A 17,625-nucleotide genomic window follows, 5' to 3' on the forward strand; every position below is an offset into this window, starting at 1 on the left:
TATGATGGTTTCTAGTCAAAAAATTTATACCCCTCAATTTATTTTTATTTGTTTGAGTTCGCTGTTTTTTTCTGCAAGTTATAACATGTTAATTCCAGAGTTACCAAGTTATTTAAGTAATTTAGGTGGTGTTGAATATAAAGGACTCATTATTGCTTTGTTTACATTAACAGCTGGTTTTTCAAGGCCATTTAGTGGGAAATTAACTGATACTATTGGTAGAAAATCAGTGTTGATTATAGGTGCTCTAGTTTGTGTAGTTTCAGGGTTGTTTTATCCAATATTAACCAGTGTTTCTGGTTTTCTTTTTTTACGATTAGTGCATGGATTTTCTACAGGGTTTAGCCCAACAGCAATTGCAGCATATGTATCAGATATTATTCCCAAAAAACGATTAGGTGAAGCAATGGGAATTCAGGGAATGTGTTTTAGTACAGGATTAGCTTTAGGACCTGCTTTAGGGAGTTATATTAAACTATACTCCAATTATAATGTATTGTTTTACAGTTCTTCAATGATGGCTTTATTATCTATTATTTTAATTTTAAGAGTAAAAGAAACATTGGTTAATAAACAGCAATTTACACTACAGACACTTAAAATATCAAAATCAGATATTATTGCAAAAGAAGCTTTACCAGCTGCATATGTCACTTTCAGTACTTACTTAAGTTTTGGAGTTATATTAACTTTAATTCCTGATTGGAGTGATCATTTAGGTATTATTAATAAAGGAACATTTTTTATTGCATTTACAATAGCATCCCTTTTTGTACGATTACTAGCGGGTAAAATTTCTGATGTTTATGGTCGTAAAATAATAATTACTATAGGATTAGTTATTTTAAGTATTGCACTATTGTTACTTGGTAAATTAGAAAGTATTAATGGAATGTTGATAGCTGCAACATTATATGGAATAGCAATGGGAATAATCTCTCCAACGGTAAATGCTTGGACAATTGATTTGAGTAATCCATTAACAAAAGGTAAATCTATTGCTACTATGTATATTGCTTTAGAAGCAGGAATTGGACTAGGAGCATTTTTCTCGGGATGGTATTATACTAACATGGTAGAAAAAATACCTCAAATATTTTTTGTTTGTTCTATTATTGCATTTTTTGGATTGATTTATATGCTAGTTGAAAATAATCAAAAGTCTTGATAGTGTTTTTGAAATAAGAAGCATAAATTAATTGGCAATTTTTTTAAGTAATACATAGTCGTTTAAGCTATCTTTGATAAGATATTTCTAGATAAAAAACATGAAAGAATACCAACATACAGCATCAATAGAAAAAGTGGGTAAAAAGAAGCCTAGAATAACTATAGCTAAAGCTTTTAAAACTATTATTTGGCCACGACGTAACTTGGTTTTTATAGGATTAGTTTTAATAGTAATCAGCCGTATGGCTAGTTTGGTGTTACCTTGGCAATCTAAAATTTTATTAGATGAAGTTATTCCTAATAAAGATATAACCAAGCTCTATGAAGTATTATTGTTTGTAGGAATAGCATTGTTATTACAAGCAATTACATCATTTTTGCTTACACGTATTTTGAGTGTACAAGCACAATATGTTATATCAGAACTAAGAGCACAAGTTCAAAAAAAGGTATTATCATTACCTATTAGTTTTTTTGATAACACAAAATCTGGAAACTTAGTTTCTCGTATTATGAGTGATGTAGAAGGTGTACGTAATTTAATAGGAACAGGACTTGTTCAATTGGTTGGAGGAACTATTACAGCTGTAGTTTCTGTTGTATTATTGATTCGTATTAATGCTTGGATGACATTATTTGTATTTCTTCCTGTTGTTATTTTTGGTTTTGTAGCTTTGAAAGCATTTAAATACATTCGACCTATTTTTAGAAATAGAGGAAAAATTAATGCAGAAGTGAAAGGTCGGTTAACAGAAACTCTTGCAGGTGTACGTGTAATCAAAGGTTTTAATGCGGAACAGCAAGAGAATAGAATTTTTGAAAAAGGTGTAGATCTTTTATTTCAAAATGTAAAAAAGAGTTTAACAGCAACTGCAATTATGTCAAGTTCTTCTACTTTTTTACTAGGACTAGCTTCTTTAGGAATTATGGGAATAGGAGGTTATTTTATGATTCAAGGAAAGATGTCTACGGGTGATTTTTTATCTTTTACCTTGTACTTAGGATTAATGATAGCTCCAATTATACAAATGAGTAATATAGGAAGTCAATTTACTGAAGCTTTAGCAGGATTAGATCGAACTGAAGAGCTAATGAATATGACTCCAGAAGAAGAGCTAGGAAACCGTACTATAGAACTAGGTAATTTTAAAGGGAACTTAACATTTAAAAATGTGTCATTTGCATATGAAGAAGGAAAAAATGTTATACATGATGTAAGTTTTCAAGCAGAAGCTGGTTCAGTAATAGCTCTTGTTGGAAGTTCTGGTTCAGGTAAATCTACGATTGCAGGGTTGAGTGCAACATTTTTAAATCCACAATCTGGAACAATTACAATTGATGGAGAGGATTTAGCTAAACTTAAATTAAGTAGTTTTAGAAAACATTTAGGCGTAGTATTACAAGATGAGTTTTTATTTGAAGGTACCATACGAGATAATATTTTATTTCCAAGGCCCGAAGCTAGTGAAGAAGAATTACTACAAGCTGTAAAAGCTGGATATGTAAATGAGTTTACTGATCGTTTTGAAAATGGTTTGGATACGTTAATAGGAGAGCGGGGGGTAAAACTTTCTGGAGGGCAACGACAACGTATTGCTATAGCTAGAGCAATTTTAGCTAATCCTAAAATTATTATTTTAGATGAAGCTACATCAAATCTAGATACAGAAAGTGAGGCACTTATTCAGAAATCACTTGCAACACTTGTAAAAGATAGAACAACTATTGTTATTGCACATCGTTTGAGTACTATTAAAAAAGCTGATCAAATTTTAGTAATAGAATCTGGACGAATTGCAGAACAAGGAACTCATGATGAACTTATTGCTAAAAATGGAAGATATTTTGACTTATATACCTATCAAGCTAAAATATAACAAGCAGTATATTAGCGTCTTATAATAGTAAGCTAATTAATTCTATATTTTATTTAGATAAACTACAATATGTAGCAATCCTTGCTTATATTTGTAGCAAATGAAAAATATATCAAAAAACATACGTCATTTAAGGCATTTAAGAGAATTAACTCAAGAGCAATTTGCAGATGAGATACATATAACTCGATCAAGAGTATCTTCATATGAAGAAGGTCGCTCTGAACCTCCTATTGAAACATTAATAGTCATTTCAAATTATTTTAAATTACCAATAGATATTTTAGTAAAAAATGATTTAACTTATTCCAAAGAAACTTCTTTCATTGAAATAGGAAATCAAAGAGTATTATTTCCAATAACAGTTGATAGTGAAGATGATAATTTAATAGAAATAATACCTACTGAAGCTTCGGCAGGTTATTTATTAGGGTATAATGATCCTGAGTACATAGAACAATTACAACGAATTAAATTACCTTTTTTACCTGTAGGAAAACATAGAGCTTTTCCAATCAAAGGCGACTCAATGCATCCAATGAAAGATGGCTCTTTTGTTGTAGCCAGTTTTGTTGAGAGTATTGACGATGTAAGAGATGGAGTTTCGTATATTTTAGTTACAAAAAATGATGGAATTACTTATAAGAGAGTCTATAATAAAATTGAAGAAAACAATACTTTGTTGTTAGTTCCAGATAATAAAAATTACGAAACATATAATGTTCCTATTTCTGAAGTAGTTGAATTATGGGAGTTCACTTGCAGTATTAATACTCAAGAATATGATGAAAGAGATTTGAAAATTAGTAGTATAGCAACTATGCTAACTCAATTAGGTGTTGAATTAAGATCTTTAGCCAAATTAGAATAATGAATTATGCTGTAGTTGACATAGAAACCAATGGTGGTACTAAAATTACTGAAATAAGTATTTTTATATATGATGGTGAAAAAATTATAGATGAATTTACTACACTTATAAATCCTTGTACAACAATACCTGTTTTCATTACAACACTTACTGGTATAGATAACTACATGGTAAGAGAGGCTCCAAAATTTGAAGAAGTTGCAAAAAAAATACACGAAATAACTGAAGATTGCATATTTGTAGCGCACAATGTTAATTTTGATTATAGAATAATTTCTAAAGAGTTTACTTCATTAGGTTTCACTTTTAAAAGAAAAAAACTTTGTACAATTAGATTATCTAGAAAACTTATCCCTAATAGAAACTCTTATAGTTTAGGGGAAATTTGTCGATCTCAAAATATTGAAATAAAAGATAGGCATAGAGCTAGAGGAGATGCTGAAGCTACTGTAATTTTATTGGGTATGTTATTAGAACTTGACGAAAAGAGTACTGTTATTAACAGCTTTTTAAAAGCGAATTCTAAAGAAGCTACATTACCGCCATTATTATCTAAAAAAGTTTTTGAAGAATTACCTCAAGTTCATGGGGTGTATTATTTTTGGAATAAAAAGAAGGAAATTATATATGTAGGTAAAGCTAATAATATTAAAAAACGTGTTTTAAGCCATTTTCATGATAAAAAGAAAAAGGAGATGGATATGTGCATGAATATATCTAATGTTACTTATGAAAAAACAGGGAATGAATTAATAGCATTATTATTAGAATCTTCAGAAATAAAAAAGCACTATCCTCAATTCAATAGAGCGCAGAAAAAAAAATCACCTAACTATAGTTTATTTAGTTATACCGATAGAAAAGGAATAGTTCATTTAGCATGGAATAATTCAAAAATGATACAGGATGCTATTTATAAATTTTATTCTTTAAGTGAGGCTAGAAGTTTTTTAGAAAAACTATGTGAAGACTATGAGTTGTGTCCTAAATACTGTCATCTACAAACAAATACTCAAAGTTGTTTTCATTATAAAATAAAAGAATGTAGAGGCATTTGTGTAGAACAAGAAGATGTTGATCATTATAACCAAAGGGTTTTAAAAGCTATTGAATCTTTAAAGTTTAAAAATAATGATTTTATCATCAAATTAGATGGTAGAAACATCAATGAAAAAGCCTTTGTACTAATAGCGAACAATCAATACAAAGGATTTGGATATTATAAAGAACAAGAAGCTAATAGTATTGAAACAGGAGTTTATCTTGATAATTTAATACCTCATAATAATACTAATGAAACTAAAAAAATACTTAATTCATATTTAAAAAATCATACTTCTATTCAAGTATTGGAATCACAGAATTACTCATTTGAATAAGTATAATACCTATTATGTAGTTCATTAATATATGATGTAGCCTCTTTTTCTGATGTAAAACTAGGAGTCTGTTTATTCTCACCAGTTTCACGATTATGTTTATCTGTTAACGCTGCTGCGTGCATTTGTTGTATTTGAGAAGCGTGATCCTCGATTTTTATTGATGAGTTAGCTTTAGGAGGAAGAATACCTTTCATAGGGTTATCAGTTCTTGGAATTTTTAAGGTAGCTACATCTAAAATATGGGGTGCAGCTTTATCTCGTTCAGTTAATGGAGATAATTCAAACATCTCTTCTAAAGTTGCTAATATTGAGGTATGATCTAATGGAACATCACTTTTAGTTCTATATACAGTTCCTGCTTTAATTTTTGGAGAAATTAAAACAGTAGGTACACGAACACCATAACGATCAAATTCAAATCCAAAAGCCTTAGAAACTGCTGGTGGAGAAGTGGCTGTATTTGGAGGAGTTACATGGTCATAACAACCACCGTGCTCATCATAAGTAACAACAAGTAAGGTATCTTCCCAATAAGGAGATGTTTTTAAGGCATTATAAATTTCTAATAAATATTGTTCACCATCGGCAACATTATAGTTAGGATGTTGACTATTTCCTTTATGTCCCCAAATTGGTTCAAGAAACGTATAATCTGGAAGTTCATTATTGGTTAAAGCATTTTCAAAATCTTCAAAAGCTCCAACTTTACAGCCTTTTGGTAATTGACCAACAACTTTTTTCCCTTCTTTATTTGTTGTACTTGGAATATCTTGGCAAAATGCTACAGTATAAGGTTTACCATTGTTGCCAAAAATTCCCCAAGTTTTATCATTATCCATTAAGTGCTTAAAAATACTTTTAGCACTATAAGAATGTATTTCATCATATAAGTATCCTTGAGAAGTTCCCATATGGGTAAAAGCTCTATTTGGTAATGTTTCAGTTGGGGCAGAGCAGTACCAATGATCACAAACAGCATAGTTTTTCGCTAAACTAGATAAAACAGGTAGTGTTTCAGGAGTAAACATTCCCATAATGTCTTTTCCTACAACACTTTTTAAATCTGGTACATGCTTAGAATGTTCTTTAGGTTTTGGAGTATTATACCATTTTTTATAAACATCACTTTTATAGTCGTATTTGCTTTTTACAGTTTTGGTAGATGTTATTTTATCCGTTTTAGGATTCTCCATTTTTTCTAGTGGAGCGTTATCAATGGGATTCTCAAAATCTAACACAAAACCTTGATTAGGAGCAATACCCTTTGGAAAGGGCTTTTTTTCAGCTCCAAATAATTGATAATTTGTATTAGCAAAACCTTCACCAGGATCTTTTTTAGGCATAAAATAGGCATAAGGATCAGTAGGGTCAATTTTAAAAACCTTTACAGCATCTCCATTTCTATCTGGGTTTGTTTCTTTTCCTGTTAAACCTTCAAAAGGTTGTTTTGTTAATGGTGAAATATTATTTTTATAAAGAAATCCCAACATGCTATCAAATGAACGGTTTTCGAACATCATAACTACTACATGTTTAAAAGGTGATTTTGAAAGTGCCATAAATCATATTTTAATGAAGTGAAAATATATGAAAATTATAAAATACTGACAACAAGTATTTTACAACGAGTAATTAGAGTGGGTAAAAGTAGTTAACTAAAATTTATTCAATAATTTCTCCCTTTTCATTAGCAACAATCTTACCCCAACTTGCTATCGAAGTTAATACTGGAGTTAAACTTTTGCCAAAGGATGTTAGGGCATATTCTACTTTTAAAGGTGGCTTCTTTGTATAAACTTTACGAGATATCAACCCATCTTTTTCTAGCTGTTTTAATTGCAAACTTAAAGTACGTTCAGTTATAGTTGAAATTAATTTATAAAGCTCATTATAACGTTTTTTACCATCAATTAAGTAAATTAAAATTACACTTTTCCATTTACCTCCAATTAATTCCATTGCAATACTTGTAGTACATGAAAATAACTTATCATTATACTTTATAAGACATTTTTTATGTTTTATTTCCATAAATTTTACTTTTACAACTACAAATATATCAAACTATATTTAATATTTTAACTATACAAAGTATAGTAGATTATTTATATTTTAATTGATTGTTAATTAGTGTTTTGTGAGTTTTTGTGTATACTATCATTTTTGACCGTTATTGTATAGTTAATGAACTATCTATATTTTTGTCACTATACTTTTGATAGTAAGCTAATAATAATAAAATTAAATGATTATGAGTACAATAAAACCTAGTATAGCTAAAGATGACATTTTAAATGCATTTAAATATAGACATGCAACAAAAGAATTTGATAATATAAAAACTGTGTCGAAAGAAGATATAGATTTTATTCTTAAAACAGCCAATTTATCACCTAGCTCATTTGGTTTTGAACCTTGGCATTTTGTAGTGGTACAAGATAAAGAGCTACGTGAATTATTAAAACCAGTTGCATGGGGAGCGCCATTAAAGTTGGATACAGCCAGTCATTTTATATTAGGATTAAGCATGAAAACGCCTATGGTAAAACATGATTCAGAGTATATTATGCACATGATGAAAAATGTTAAACAGCTTCCTGAAGATGTTATTGAAATGTATTTAAAATTTTATAGAGAATTTCAGGAACGAGATTTTAATTTAGATACCGACAAGAAATTATTTGATTGGTCATCAAAGCAAACTTATATTGCCTTAGCTAATATGATGACTTCTGCAGCATTAGTAGGTATAGATAGTTGTCCTATAGAAGGATTTCACCAAGAAAAAGCAGAGCAACTTTTAAAAGAAAAGTTTGAAATAGATACTGATAAATATGGTTTATCATTTATGGTTGCTTTTGGTTATAGAAAAACTGCTCCAGCACATGATAAGTCTAGAAGAGATCTTAAAGATATTATCACCTGGAAGTAAATATCATTAATTAGTGATAAATATGACTAATTAATCTAGAGTTTGAAGTATTATAAAGGTTATTAAATTTATTTTGATAGCCTTTTTTTAATTGATCATATATACTAAATCTATATTACTCATTCGTGCCTGTTTCTTAGTGGAGCATAATAATTAGATTGTAAAATTAGTAAATGTTTACTAATTTTTGTTTTTATTTAGTAAAATGTAGCTATATTTGAATGTGATTTCAATACTATGCTTTTGAAAAATAAAATCAAATTAACTGCTATTGAACTGTTTAACCAACAAGGTATATCAACAGTTTCAATGAAACAAATAGCTGATGCAATAGGAATCAGTGCGGGGAATCTTAGATATCATTATAAAGATAAAGCGTCTTTACTAGAAGTTATATATAATGAAATGTACAACGAAACCTTAAACTATATCCTACCAAAAAATAGTTATATCACTCTTTTTCATTTTGAAGAAATGATGCTGAAATTTGATAATTTACAAGAACGTTACCTATTTTTTTTTTAGTGATGTAGTACATATATTGAAAACATATACAACTATTTCAAAAGCATATCAAGTTTCAAATTTAGTGCGCTTTAAAGAGGGACGCAAATTAATCGATTACTATATTGAATCAGGTAGGCTGAAGCCTGAAAATGATAATATTGATTACGATAAGGTTATTTATTCTATATGGATGATCAGCACCTTTTGGCAATCACAAAAACAAGTAATAGCTTCCAAAAAATATAAAGTAAATAAAGGTCATTCGATGCAAATGTTATGGAATATTCTTATGCCTTACCTTACAGATAAGGGTATGAATGAATATTTAGAATTAAAAAAATTTGTACCTCAAAAAAAATAACCAGACAAAACCATGAGAAAAATTGAATCATTATTAGAAGAATATGCTGTAAGCCATCAAACTACATTTAATAAGAAAATACATTACGTATGTGTGCCTCTAATTTTTTTTTAGCATCATAGGATTACTAGCAAGTATACCAGTTCCTAATAGTATTACCAATTTATTTCCTAAACAGTTAATATCGTATATAAATTTTGGAACACTAATAGTTTTATTCGGACTAATGTATTATTTAAGGTTATCATTTATTCTCTTTTTAGGAATGTTATTCTTTTCAATACTTGTTCTTTTAGGGATTAACCTAATAGTAAAAGCTGATTTATTACCTCTATGGAGTATAATGCTAATTATCTTTGTACTTTCATGGATCGCTCAATTTATTGGGCACAATCACGAAGGCAAAAAACCTTCATTTTTGAAAGATATTCAATTTTTAATGATTGGTCCTGCTTGGACATTGAGTCACCTGTTTGATGCTTTTAAAATTAAATTTTAGTACTAAAATTTTAATCTAACTTTTACTTTTCATCCCAAATACAAATCTTGTTATTTTAAATGGGTATATAAAAATTCTATAGATTAGTATAGTTAATGGAAAAGATGTAAGAATCAACAAGAATATTTTTGACAAAATACTAAAGTCAAGCGCAATAATATAGTATCCTACTATTATAATTATGGTTTGGTGTAAAATATAAAAAGGATATATAGCTTCATTACACTTATAAAGAAGGATACTTTTTTTGTTAAACAAAACTTGTCCATAACCAAGTAGTGTTGTTACAAAAGTCCAACTTAACATAGTACAAACTAAATACCATAAACTCCACCTGTTACTTATTGATAAATAGGGTGATATATATTCACTTGGCAATAAATAATACCCATAAAATAGTATAAAGCTAATAATAAAAGAGGTTAGATTGAATTTCCGATGTGCTATTAAGTAACTCCAACTTTTTTTTGAAGAAGTAAAAATCATTCCTGAAATAAAAAAATAACCATAATAAAAAGTAGAAGAAAGATTTGTAATATCTTTTGAATCGGATGGATATATTTTTTTTAGTAAAATTGTAATTATAAGTAAAGGTAATCCAGTTACTAAGATTCCATATTTATTAGCTGAAACTTTGTCAAATAAAGAAATTAATTTATCAGATCTAGTTGACTTCAAAAACAAAATCAAAGGAATTAGTATAATAGATAAAATAAATAAATTCTCAATAAACCATAAATGATTTGTTTCAAAATCTCCATTTTTATATACTTCAATATATGAACTATATTTATTTATATATTGAAAATATGTTTGTGGAGGAACAATAAAAAGAGTTCCAAAAATAAGAGGAATTATTAAACGTTTACTTCGTTCTTTAATAAATTCTAACCACGTTCTTTTTGAAAAAGCAAACATAGTTCCTGTACCAGAAATTAAAAACAATAGCGGTAATCTAAACTGTTCAAAAAGCACCATTATATCATCCAGTAATTTGCTAGATTCAGAATTCATAATATGAAAATCATCACCATTAAAAGGCATTCCAACATGATGAAAATATACAGCAAGTATAGCTATTACACGTAACCAATCTAAATCATATCGACGTTTTTTATCAATCAAAATAATAAGTTTTTTTGTTTATTGAGCAAACATAAAAACAAATTGAAGGCCTTTAATTGAATTGTGATATATAACAAGCTAAAGTGACGAAATACAAGAGATATTATCTTAAACTTTAGAGTAAGCGGTATTAAATTTAGTAATATTAGAACGTGATACAGGTACTTTTAGAGAGCTGTTTTTTAAAACTAATTCATAACCTTGAGCATTTCCTGAAATTGAATTAATTTTATTTAAATTAACCAAATAAGAGCGATGCGTTTTAAATATATTATGAGAAACTAATTTTAATTGTTCTTCAAGATCTTTTAGAGTTACACGAATTAATGTTTTATGAATTTTGTTAGTTGAAAATGTATAAACTTCTGTATAGTTACTTTCTACTTTTGCAAAGAGAAAATCTTTAATTTTAAGTTCAAAACAGTCTTCAGACATACTGTTTTTTATAGAAATTATTAAATTATGAGAGGTAGAGTCAAAATTAATAGGTGTTATTTCTTTTAAACTTGCCTTATGTTTATTTATTAAACGCTCTAAATTAATTGGCAGTACAACTACTAATAAAAGAATACCTATTAAAAACGTGTTTCTAATTTCTTCCCAAAAATATTTAAAAGACCAATTATCTGGATTGGTATAAATTAAATCACGTATTAAAAAACTAGTAATACCAATAACCAATAGAATCATTGAAAGATGGAATATTTCTTTTCCTAATGTCCATATTTCAGTATCTTTTTTTGAGTTATTTAATAGAATGAAATATAAGTAAGCAATTGGAAAAGGCGTAAATGCATGGATAAGCAATATCCAAAAATAACTTATTTTATGTTCATTGACATTAACAACAAAAGGTTCAAAAAAATATGAAAATAGAAAACTTAAAATAGCAATAAATAACAATAATAAAAGTAACCTATCACTTTTTTCATAATAATAGGGGTAAGGTTCTTTGAGGTAATTTTTAATTTGAGCTAACTTCATTCATCGGCTAAATTAATTTTTTAATTGAATTTATTAGTTTCAAAGTTCATTATATTTTATAAAACTTTAGCAAAAGGTAATACATGTTTTCAAAATTAAAGATATTAACTACTAAATTGTTAAAAAAGATATTTGATATATAGCATTTGATAATTTGAATTAAAGAGACTTTTGAAGCTTTATAATTAGCGTGTTATTAGTATATTTAGTACTTACAAATTAAATATATAATGCAAACTAGAGATTATGATTGCTATATTTATATAGCATCTACAATGGGTTTTAGGCAGCTAAACGATAATGGAGATACTATATTTATTGATAAAGAGACAGATGGGTATTGTAATATGTATGCTAATAATATAGCTGTAAGTTTTTTACATTCTATGAATAAAAAACAGATAAATGCAATTCACTATTTTGAAAATAATCATCCAAAAATTTTTGAAGTCCTAGTTAATCATCTATCTAATCAATTTAAATTACCGAAAGACGAATTAGGATTTAAATGTATTAATATACTTGATCTATTCATAGATGATTTCAGTATTGTTGAGTATATTTTTATAAAGGCGAATAAAGAAAAAATAAAGGTTAAAATGTTTAAAAGCATAATAGTTAATGAACAAGTAAAAAAAGGTTTTTTAAAGAATCAGTTATCAAATTAAAATCTTTTTTCTTAAAATAGAATAGTAAATATTCTGTATACAGAATATTTTAATCTTTGAATAAGTGTTATTACATTTTATAGTTTAACAAAGGGGGAAACATCTTATTATGATTAATTAAATCCTTGTTTTTTACTAAAACTACATTAATTTTTACTGGAAAATCCATGAGTCATCTAGGTATATTTGTACCTTATAAATAAAAACTAAGACATATACACTTAAAGTGTTTAATAAGAAATATCATGAATAAAACCATTTTAATTACAGGGAGTACAGATGGAATAGGGAAACTTACTGCTATTCAATTTGCAAAAGATGGTCATACAATATATATTCATGGAAGGAATAAAGAAAAATTACAACGTACAACCCTAGAAATAAAAGAAGTTTCAGGAAATAAAAACATAGGTGGTTTTACTTCTGATTTTTCAAATTTAGATGATGTTAAACACATGGCGAAGCATATTAATAATGAAATTCCTAAATTAGATATCTTAATTAATAATGCGGGTATTTTTAAAACTACAGCAACTAGTAATTTCAAAAATTTTGATATTAGATTAGTTGTTAATTATTTTGCTCCTTATCTTTTAACCAATACTATTCTTCCAATTATAAAAAAATCTGAAGCGCCAAGAATTATTAATCTAAGTTCAGCAGCACAATCACATGTTACTGATGAAGCTTTAGCGGGTATGGACATTCAAAATAGTAGTGAGGCTTATTCTCAAAGTAAACTAGCATTAACTATGTGGAGTTTTTACTTTGCTAAAACAAATTCAAAAATAATGACAATCGCTGTTAATCCAGGTTCTTTATTAAATACTAAAATGGCAAATGAAGCTTATGGACAACATTGGTCCTCAGCAACAAAAGGATCAGATATAATTTATGATTTAGCAGTTTCTGAAGAATACAAAAATAGTACAGGTAAATATTTTGATAATGATAAAGGAAATCCAAAAGGTTTTTTTGCTCCTGCTCATCCAGATGCTTATGATGAAAATTTAATTTTAGCATTAATAACAAAAACTGAAGATATTATAAATAACTAATTGATTTATGAAAAAAACAGTAATATTATTCATGTTGGTATTTACATTAATCATGTGTAAATCAAGAGAAAAGAAAGAAGAACCAATAAGTATTATACCTACAAATAAAGTCCTTTTATCATCTGAAATAGAATGGGAAGTACTAAATCCAGCAAGAGGAGACCAAAGTCCACAAGCTGGTACCATTTGGGGAGATAGAAAAGGAGAAGTATCAACTGGTTTTTTAGCGAAATTTGTTGACGGTTTTTCTTCGCCACCTCATATTCATAATGTCACTTATCGAGCAGTGGTTATCAATGGGTTCATACATAATGATGATAAAAATGCTAAAAATATGTGGATGACATCTGGTAGCTTTTGGACACAACCAGAAGGCGAATCACATATTACTTCAGCCAAAGGAAAAGAAAACATCGCATTAGTAGAAATTGACCATGGTCCATATCTTGTAAAACCAACGAGCGAAGCCTTTGATAATGGCGAAAGACCTGTAAATATAGATACTTCTAACTTAGTTTGGCTGAATAGCGATAAAACAAATTGGGTTGCTTCAAATAGTAAAGCAGAAATTAGTTTTCTTTTAGGGAATAAAGATAATGGTTTAAAGAGTCTTTTTATAAAGCTTCCAAAAAGATATAATGGAACAATAGAAACAAATGGAACGGTTTTACATTCAGTTGTAATTAAAGGCCTGATAAATTATAAGATACCTCAAAGTCAAGAAATAAAAGTTTTGGATGCAGGAAGTTATTTTGGTTCAACAGACAAATCGATACATACAGTTTTGAATAGTACAGAAAGAGAGATTATTATCTATATACGCACCAATGGGGATTTAAAAATTAATTAATGTCAAGAACTATATTTGAAAATATCGTAATTCAAAAATTTGAACAGGCAACATCGTTGGCCTTTTGTCAATACACACCTATACGTTTTTTTGAAATTTTACATATAGAAAAGGGTTCAGGAACAATTATAATCAATAATCATAGAGTAAAGTATAACGACAATGAACTATTCATTTTAATTCCTAATGATCAATATAATTTAGAAATTGAAACACGAACTACAGTTTCTGCTATAAAATTTCTAAATAATTTTTTTAGTACTTTTAGTTTAAATGAAAATGAAGTACAACGAAAAGATTGGTTCAGAAGAATAGAAACAATCCTACATAATTCTGACAGAACATCACATTTAAATATACAATTTAAAACAGATAAAAGTAGTTTGAATTTGTTGTTTACTGTGTTGTGTAACGAATACAATGATGAAAAATTGAAGAATGAAGTTGTATTAAAAACTACTTTACATACGATTTTACATATTATTTCTAGAAATGTAAATTTTATTTCTTCAAAAAAATCTAATTCTAAAATTCAAGATATTATTAATTATATAAATTATAATATTCACAACCCAGAAAAACTTACAAAAAAGGAATTAGCAAATCAATTTCATTTTTCAGAAAATTATATTAGTCAATATTTTAAAAGTAAAATGAATGTTGGTCTAAAAAAATACATTCTTAATTACAAATTAAAACTAGCTGAAACACGTTTAAAACATACCGATTTAACAATTACCGAAATTGCCCAAGAATTAGGTTTTACTGATAGTAGTCATCTTGATAAAACATTTATAACTTATAAAGGAATCACTGCTAAAACTTATAAAAAAAGCTTGAAAATTATCGATTAATTTTAGGTTCCTCTTTTTTTACTAAATCCTCATTTTTTCTTACTAAACCTTAACACTATACTCAAAGTAAATTTGCATTATAATTTTTAAACAATAGTTATAATGAAAAATTCACAAGAAGTTTTTGAAGCACATATGATGGCTGTAAATATGTTATATCCTTCAAAGGTAATGGAGGATTATTCGCATGATGCGATTTTTATTACGCCAGAAAATACCTATAAAGGAAAAGAAGAAATTTTCAGTTTTTATAAAGAATTCTTACCAAATTTTGAAGGTTTTCAATTTAATACTATCAAACAAGAAACCAATGATAATGTAGTTTATTTCGTTTGGAATGGAAAAAATCAACATTTAGATATACAACTAGCAACCGATACTTATATCATTGAAAAAGGTAAAATAAAACAACACACATTTGCAGCAATTAATAATTAATTTTTAACTATAAATACAATGGATTACAAAAATTTTCAAACATTTAATACAGAACAAAAAGGAGGAATATTAACTGTAGATATTAATTTTGGGCCTGTTAATGTGCAAGGTCAAGAAATGTTAGCAGACTTAAGCAGTTTATGTCTTCGATTAGAACGAGATAGAAGTGTTAAAGTAGTTGTATTTCAATCATCAAATCCTGGTTATTGGGTTTGTCATTATGATACCAACTTGTTAAGAGATATGTCAGAAGAAGCAGTGCCAAGAAATGAAGTTAAACTACTTGATTTACAATCTGTACTAGAACGATTAAGTAATGTACCACAAGCAACTATAGCAAAAATTGAAGGTTTTGCTCGTGGTGGTGGGCATGAAATGGCTTTAGCTTTAGATATGCGTTTTGCAGCTCGTGGTAAAGCAAAATTCATGCAAATGGAAGTAGGTATGGGTATTTTACCTTGTGGTGGTGGAGCATCACGTATGGCAAGACAAACTGGTTTAGGAAAAGCTCTCGAAATTATTTTAGGAGCAAGAGATTGGGATGCTGATGAGGCAGAAAAATTTGGTACTATTAACAAAGCATTAGATGCTAATGAAATTGGTGTATATGTAGATGCATTAGCAGAACGAATCTCTAAATTTCCAGCAGCATCTATCGAAGCTTGTAAACGTGCAGTTTATGCTTCTATCGATTTGCCAATTTCTGAAGCTTTAAAAGAAGAGGCCTATCAATTATTTCAAGCTACTAGTAAAACACCTGCAATCAAACGTTTTACAATCGCTGATGAAAATGGAGCACAATTTGATCACAATAATCAGAAAAACTGGGAAAACATGTTAATTGATTTACAAGAAATTCAAAGAGAATAACTATTGGCAACTAAGTTTAATTAATAGTAAAAACGGATGTTTTTATAGTAAGTAAAAGCATTCGTTTTTAATAAAAACATTTAAATAAAGAAAAATGACACATAATAATGCACTCGCACAAGCTCGTGCGCTTACTTTACCTTCTCGTGAAGCTTCACTACAACGAAAGTCGTCTGTATCTTATTTTTGGAATAGTAATCGGAAGTTATTAGAAAATGCATGGGCAGAATGGGAAATCGAAAATAAAGAAAATTTACTAATTCCTGATGAAATGCTACTTGACTCAAACTTACGACAAGTTATTAATGAAGCATGGAAAAACCCAGAAAAAGAAAATGCTGTAGCTGATTTATGGAAAGAAATTATTCCTGGGGTTTATTCTACACAGTTTTTTGACGTTGAACGCTTAACAGAATTCCGAAATTATTTAGAAGCTATAGTATCTTCGAAAATTCCTGTTCGACCACCATATGGTATTCAATTAAATCGTTATGGTATTATGCTTGACCCACGCTCGGAGGGTTACTTAGCTGCACCTAATTTCCAAGTTTTTTATAATGATATAATGAACCGCTATATGCGTCCGATTGCTCGTTTACTACTTGGTACTTACGGTTATGATAACCAAACATTTGGTTTTTCAATTCAGTACAACCCTGAGAAAGATAAAGATTTGCATGCACACACTGACGCTTCAGCAGCTACTTTGAATATAAATATTAATTTACCTGATGAAAAATTTAAAGGCTCACAAGTTGATTTCTATGATAAGACTTCAAGAAAAACTGTACAAACTGTTTTTGAACCAGGTAAAGCAATAATTCATAGTGGTAACATCGCACACGCAACACATCCAATCATCAGTGGTCAGCGAAGTAATTTGGTCGTGTGGCTATATGGAAACCGTATGCAAATTCCCCGTGGAGGAGTAAGTAGCTACGGTAGTGTTAATAACTCAGTATCTACAGAAATTAAAAAAGAAAAAATTAGTTCTCACCAACGTTGGAGCTTACCAGACAGTCCTAAAGATACTTTTGCTCCATTTTAAAACTTGAAGTTTATAATCTAAATTTGTTTATGATGTTTTTTGAGAGTCGAAATAAGTTAGTAGTAAATGTAGAAGCGGTCCTTGTAAGTATAAAGTAAGGTATTATTTAGAAAAATCGTAAAATATTTATA

General features: G+C 28.4%; 18 protein-coding genes and 1 pseudogene. 15 read left to right on the forward strand and 4 right to left on the reverse strand.

The annotated features are described in order from the left end of the window. Window position 1 precedes the first annotated feature (1 nt). The 4 genes from BLV71_RS14105 (at window position 2) to BLV71_RS14120 (ending at window position 5,297) form a co-directional block, all read left to right on the forward strand. Entirely contained in the window at window positions 2-1,168 is a 1,167-nt protein-coding gene (locus BLV71_RS14105) for an MFS transporter (RefSeq protein ID WP_093872046.1), read from the forward strand. 100 nt (window positions 1,169-1,268) lie between these two features. Further along, complete coding sequence (locus BLV71_RS14110) at window positions 1,269-3,047, forward strand: ABC transporter ATP-binding protein (protein ID WP_093871167.1); 1,779 nt, start codon at window positions 1,269-1,271, stop codon at window positions 3,045-3,047. 100 nt (window positions 3,048-3,147) lie between these two features. After that, window positions 3,148-3,918, forward strand: a complete 771-nt coding sequence (locus tag BLV71_RS14115; protein ID WP_093871168.1) for an XRE family transcriptional regulator — start codon at window positions 3,148-3,150, stop codon at window positions 3,916-3,918. After that, window positions 3,918-5,297 (forward strand): exonuclease domain-containing protein, encoded by a 1,380-nt coding sequence (locus tag BLV71_RS14120; RefSeq protein WP_093871169.1) that lies wholly within the window; start codon window positions 3,918-3,920, stop codon window positions 5,295-5,297. The genes BLV71_RS14115 and BLV71_RS14120 overlap by 1 nt, the downstream gene beginning before the upstream one ends. On the opposite strand, the gene BLV71_RS14125 is transcribed toward BLV71_RS14120, so the two are convergent. Both BLV71_RS14125 and BLV71_RS14130 read right to left on the reverse strand, forming a co-directional pair. Beyond that, entirely contained in the window at window positions 5,282-6,859 is a 1,578-nt protein-coding gene (locus tag BLV71_RS14125; protein WP_093871170.1) for an alkaline phosphatase family protein, read from the reverse strand. The genes BLV71_RS14120 and BLV71_RS14125 overlap by 16 nt on opposite strands. Window positions 6,860-6,962: 103 nt before the next feature. Beyond that, window positions 6,963-7,331 carry a winged helix-turn-helix transcriptional regulator gene (locus BLV71_RS14130; RefSeq protein ID WP_093871171.1) on the reverse strand — a complete coding sequence of 123 codons (369 nt, stop codon included), beginning with the start codon at window positions 7,329-7,331 and terminating at the stop codon, window positions 6,963-6,965. A gap of 220 nt (window positions 7,332-7,551) precedes the next feature. On the opposite strand from BLV71_RS14130, the gene BLV71_RS14135 reads away from it, so the two are divergent. From BLV71_RS14135 to BLV71_RS19065, 4 genes and pseudogenes are all read left to right on the forward strand, one after another. Beyond that, window positions 7,552-8,232, forward strand: a complete 681-nt coding sequence (locus BLV71_RS14135; RefSeq protein WP_093871172.1) for an NAD(P)H-dependent oxidoreductase — start codon at window positions 7,552-7,554, stop codon at window positions 8,230-8,232. A 243-nt stretch (window positions 8,233-8,475) separates the two neighbouring features. Then, window positions 8,476-8,757, forward strand: coding sequence for a TetR/AcrR family transcriptional regulator (locus BLV71_RS18890; protein ID WP_255405206.1), 282 nt, complete (start codon window positions 8,476-8,478; stop codon window positions 8,755-8,757). Between the two features lie 16 nt (window positions 8,758-8,773). Further along, window positions 8,774-9,100: a TetR/AcrR family transcriptional regulator gene (locus BLV71_RS18895; protein WP_255405207.1), complete on the forward strand. Its 327-nt coding sequence runs from the start codon at window positions 8,774-8,776 to the stop codon at window positions 9,098-9,100. 12 nt (window positions 9,101-9,112) lie between these two features. Then, window positions 9,113-9,599 (forward strand): annotated as a pseudogene (locus BLV71_RS19065) (DUF962 domain-containing protein). Window positions 9,600-9,614: 15 nt separating this feature from the next. On the opposite strand, the gene BLV71_RS14150 reads toward BLV71_RS19065, so the two are convergent. Together BLV71_RS14150 and BLV71_RS14155 are read right to left on the reverse strand one after the other, a co-directional pair. Beyond that, window positions 9,615-10,724, reverse strand: coding sequence for an acyltransferase family protein (locus tag BLV71_RS14150; RefSeq protein ID WP_176974409.1), 1,110 nt, complete (start codon window positions 10,722-10,724; stop codon window positions 9,615-9,617). Window positions 10,725-10,832: 108 nt separating this feature from the next. Next, window positions 10,833-11,708: a LytR/AlgR family response regulator transcription factor gene (locus BLV71_RS14155; RefSeq protein WP_093871174.1), complete on the reverse strand. Its 876-nt coding sequence runs from the start codon at window positions 11,706-11,708 to the stop codon at window positions 10,833-10,835. Between the two features lie 230 nt (window positions 11,709-11,938). On the opposite strand from BLV71_RS14155, the gene BLV71_RS14160 reads away from it, so the two are divergent. From BLV71_RS14160 to BLV71_RS14190, 7 genes are all read left to right on the forward strand, one after another. Beyond that, window positions 11,939-12,376, forward strand: a complete 438-nt coding sequence (locus BLV71_RS14160; RefSeq protein ID WP_093871175.1) for a hypothetical protein — start codon at window positions 11,939-11,941, stop codon at window positions 12,374-12,376. Window positions 12,377-12,621: 245 nt separating this feature from the next. Further along, the gene (locus tag BLV71_RS14165) at window positions 12,622-13,434 is read left to right on the forward strand and encodes an SDR family NAD(P)-dependent oxidoreductase (RefSeq protein WP_093871176.1); all 813 of its coding nucleotides are present in this window, start codon (window positions 12,622-12,624) and stop codon (window positions 13,432-13,434) included. A 7-nt stretch (window positions 13,435-13,441) separates the two neighbouring features. Further along, entirely contained in the window at window positions 13,442-14,284 is an 843-nt protein-coding gene (locus BLV71_RS14170; RefSeq protein ID WP_093871177.1) for a DUF4437 domain-containing protein, read from the forward strand. After that, window positions 14,284-15,138 (forward strand): AraC family transcriptional regulator, encoded by an 855-nt coding sequence (locus tag BLV71_RS14175; protein WP_093871178.1) that lies wholly within the window; start codon window positions 14,284-14,286, stop codon window positions 15,136-15,138. The genes BLV71_RS14170 and BLV71_RS14175 overlap by 1 nt, the downstream gene beginning before the upstream one ends. A gap of 102 nt (window positions 15,139-15,240) precedes the next feature. Then, window positions 15,241-15,576: a nuclear transport factor 2 family protein gene (locus tag BLV71_RS14180; protein ID WP_093871179.1), complete on the forward strand. Its 336-nt coding sequence runs from the start codon at window positions 15,241-15,243 to the stop codon at window positions 15,574-15,576. A gap of 18 nt (window positions 15,577-15,594) precedes the next feature. Further along, window positions 15,595-16,446: an enoyl-CoA hydratase/isomerase family protein gene (locus BLV71_RS14185; protein WP_093871180.1), complete on the forward strand. Its 852-nt coding sequence runs from the start codon at window positions 15,595-15,597 to the stop codon at window positions 16,444-16,446. Window positions 16,447-16,540: 94 nt separating this feature from the next. Next, complete coding sequence (locus BLV71_RS14190; RefSeq protein WP_093871181.1) at window positions 16,541-17,494, forward strand: 2OG-Fe(II) oxygenase; 954 nt, start codon at window positions 16,541-16,543, stop codon at window positions 17,492-17,494. Window positions 17,495-17,625 lie beyond the last annotated feature (131 nt).

The sequence above is a fragment of the Tenacibaculum sp. MAR_2010_89 genome (genome assembly GCF_900105985.1).
GTDB classification, from domain to species: domain Bacteria; phylum Bacteroidota; class Bacteroidia; order Flavobacteriales; family Flavobacteriaceae; genus Polaribacter; species Polaribacter halocynthiae.

Coding starts and splice junctions, on each gene's coding strand:
- BLV71_RS14105 (WP_093872046.1), top strand. CDS start 2: ATGATGGTTTCTAGTCAAAAAATTTATACCCCTCAATTTATTTTTATT.
- BLV71_RS14110 (WP_093871167.1), top strand. CDS start 1,269: ATGAAAGAATACCAACATACAGCATCAATAGAAAAAGTGGGTAAAAAG.
- BLV71_RS14115 (WP_093871168.1), top strand. CDS start 3,148: ATGAAAAATATATCAAAAAACATACGTCATTTAAGGCATTTAAGAGAA.
- BLV71_RS14120 (WP_093871169.1), top strand. CDS start 3,918: ATGAATTATGCTGTAGTTGACATAGAAACCAATGGTGGTACTAAAATT.
- BLV71_RS14125 (WP_093871170.1), bottom strand. CDS start 6,859: ATGGCACTTTCAAAATCACCTTTTAAACATGTAGTAGTTATGATGTTC.
- BLV71_RS14130 (WP_093871171.1), bottom strand. CDS start 7,331: ATGGAAATAAAACATAAAAAATGTCTTATAAAGTATAATGATAAGTTA.
- BLV71_RS14135 (WP_093871172.1), top strand. CDS start 7,552: ATGAGTACAATAAAACCTAGTATAGCTAAAGATGACATTTTAAATGCA.
- BLV71_RS14155 (WP_093871174.1), bottom strand. CDS start 11,708: ATGAAGTTAGCTCAAATTAAAAATTACCTCAAAGAACCTTACCCCTAT.
- BLV71_RS14160 (WP_093871175.1), top strand. CDS start 11,939: ATGCAAACTAGAGATTATGATTGCTATATTTATATAGCATCTACAATG.
- BLV71_RS14165 (WP_093871176.1), top strand. CDS start 12,622: ATGAATAAAACCATTTTAATTACAGGGAGTACAGATGGAATAGGGAAA.
- BLV71_RS14170 (WP_093871177.1), top strand. CDS start 13,442: ATGAAAAAAACAGTAATATTATTCATGTTGGTATTTACATTAATCATG.
- BLV71_RS14175 (WP_093871178.1), top strand. CDS start 14,284: ATGTCAAGAACTATATTTGAAAATATCGTAATTCAAAAATTTGAACAG.
- BLV71_RS14180 (WP_093871179.1), top strand. CDS start 15,241: ATGAAAAATTCACAAGAAGTTTTTGAAGCACATATGATGGCTGTAAAT.
- BLV71_RS14185 (WP_093871180.1), top strand. CDS start 15,595: ATGGATTACAAAAATTTTCAAACATTTAATACAGAACAAAAAGGAGGA.
- BLV71_RS14190 (WP_093871181.1), top strand. CDS start 16,541: ATGACACATAATAATGCACTCGCACAAGCTCGTGCGCTTACTTTACCT.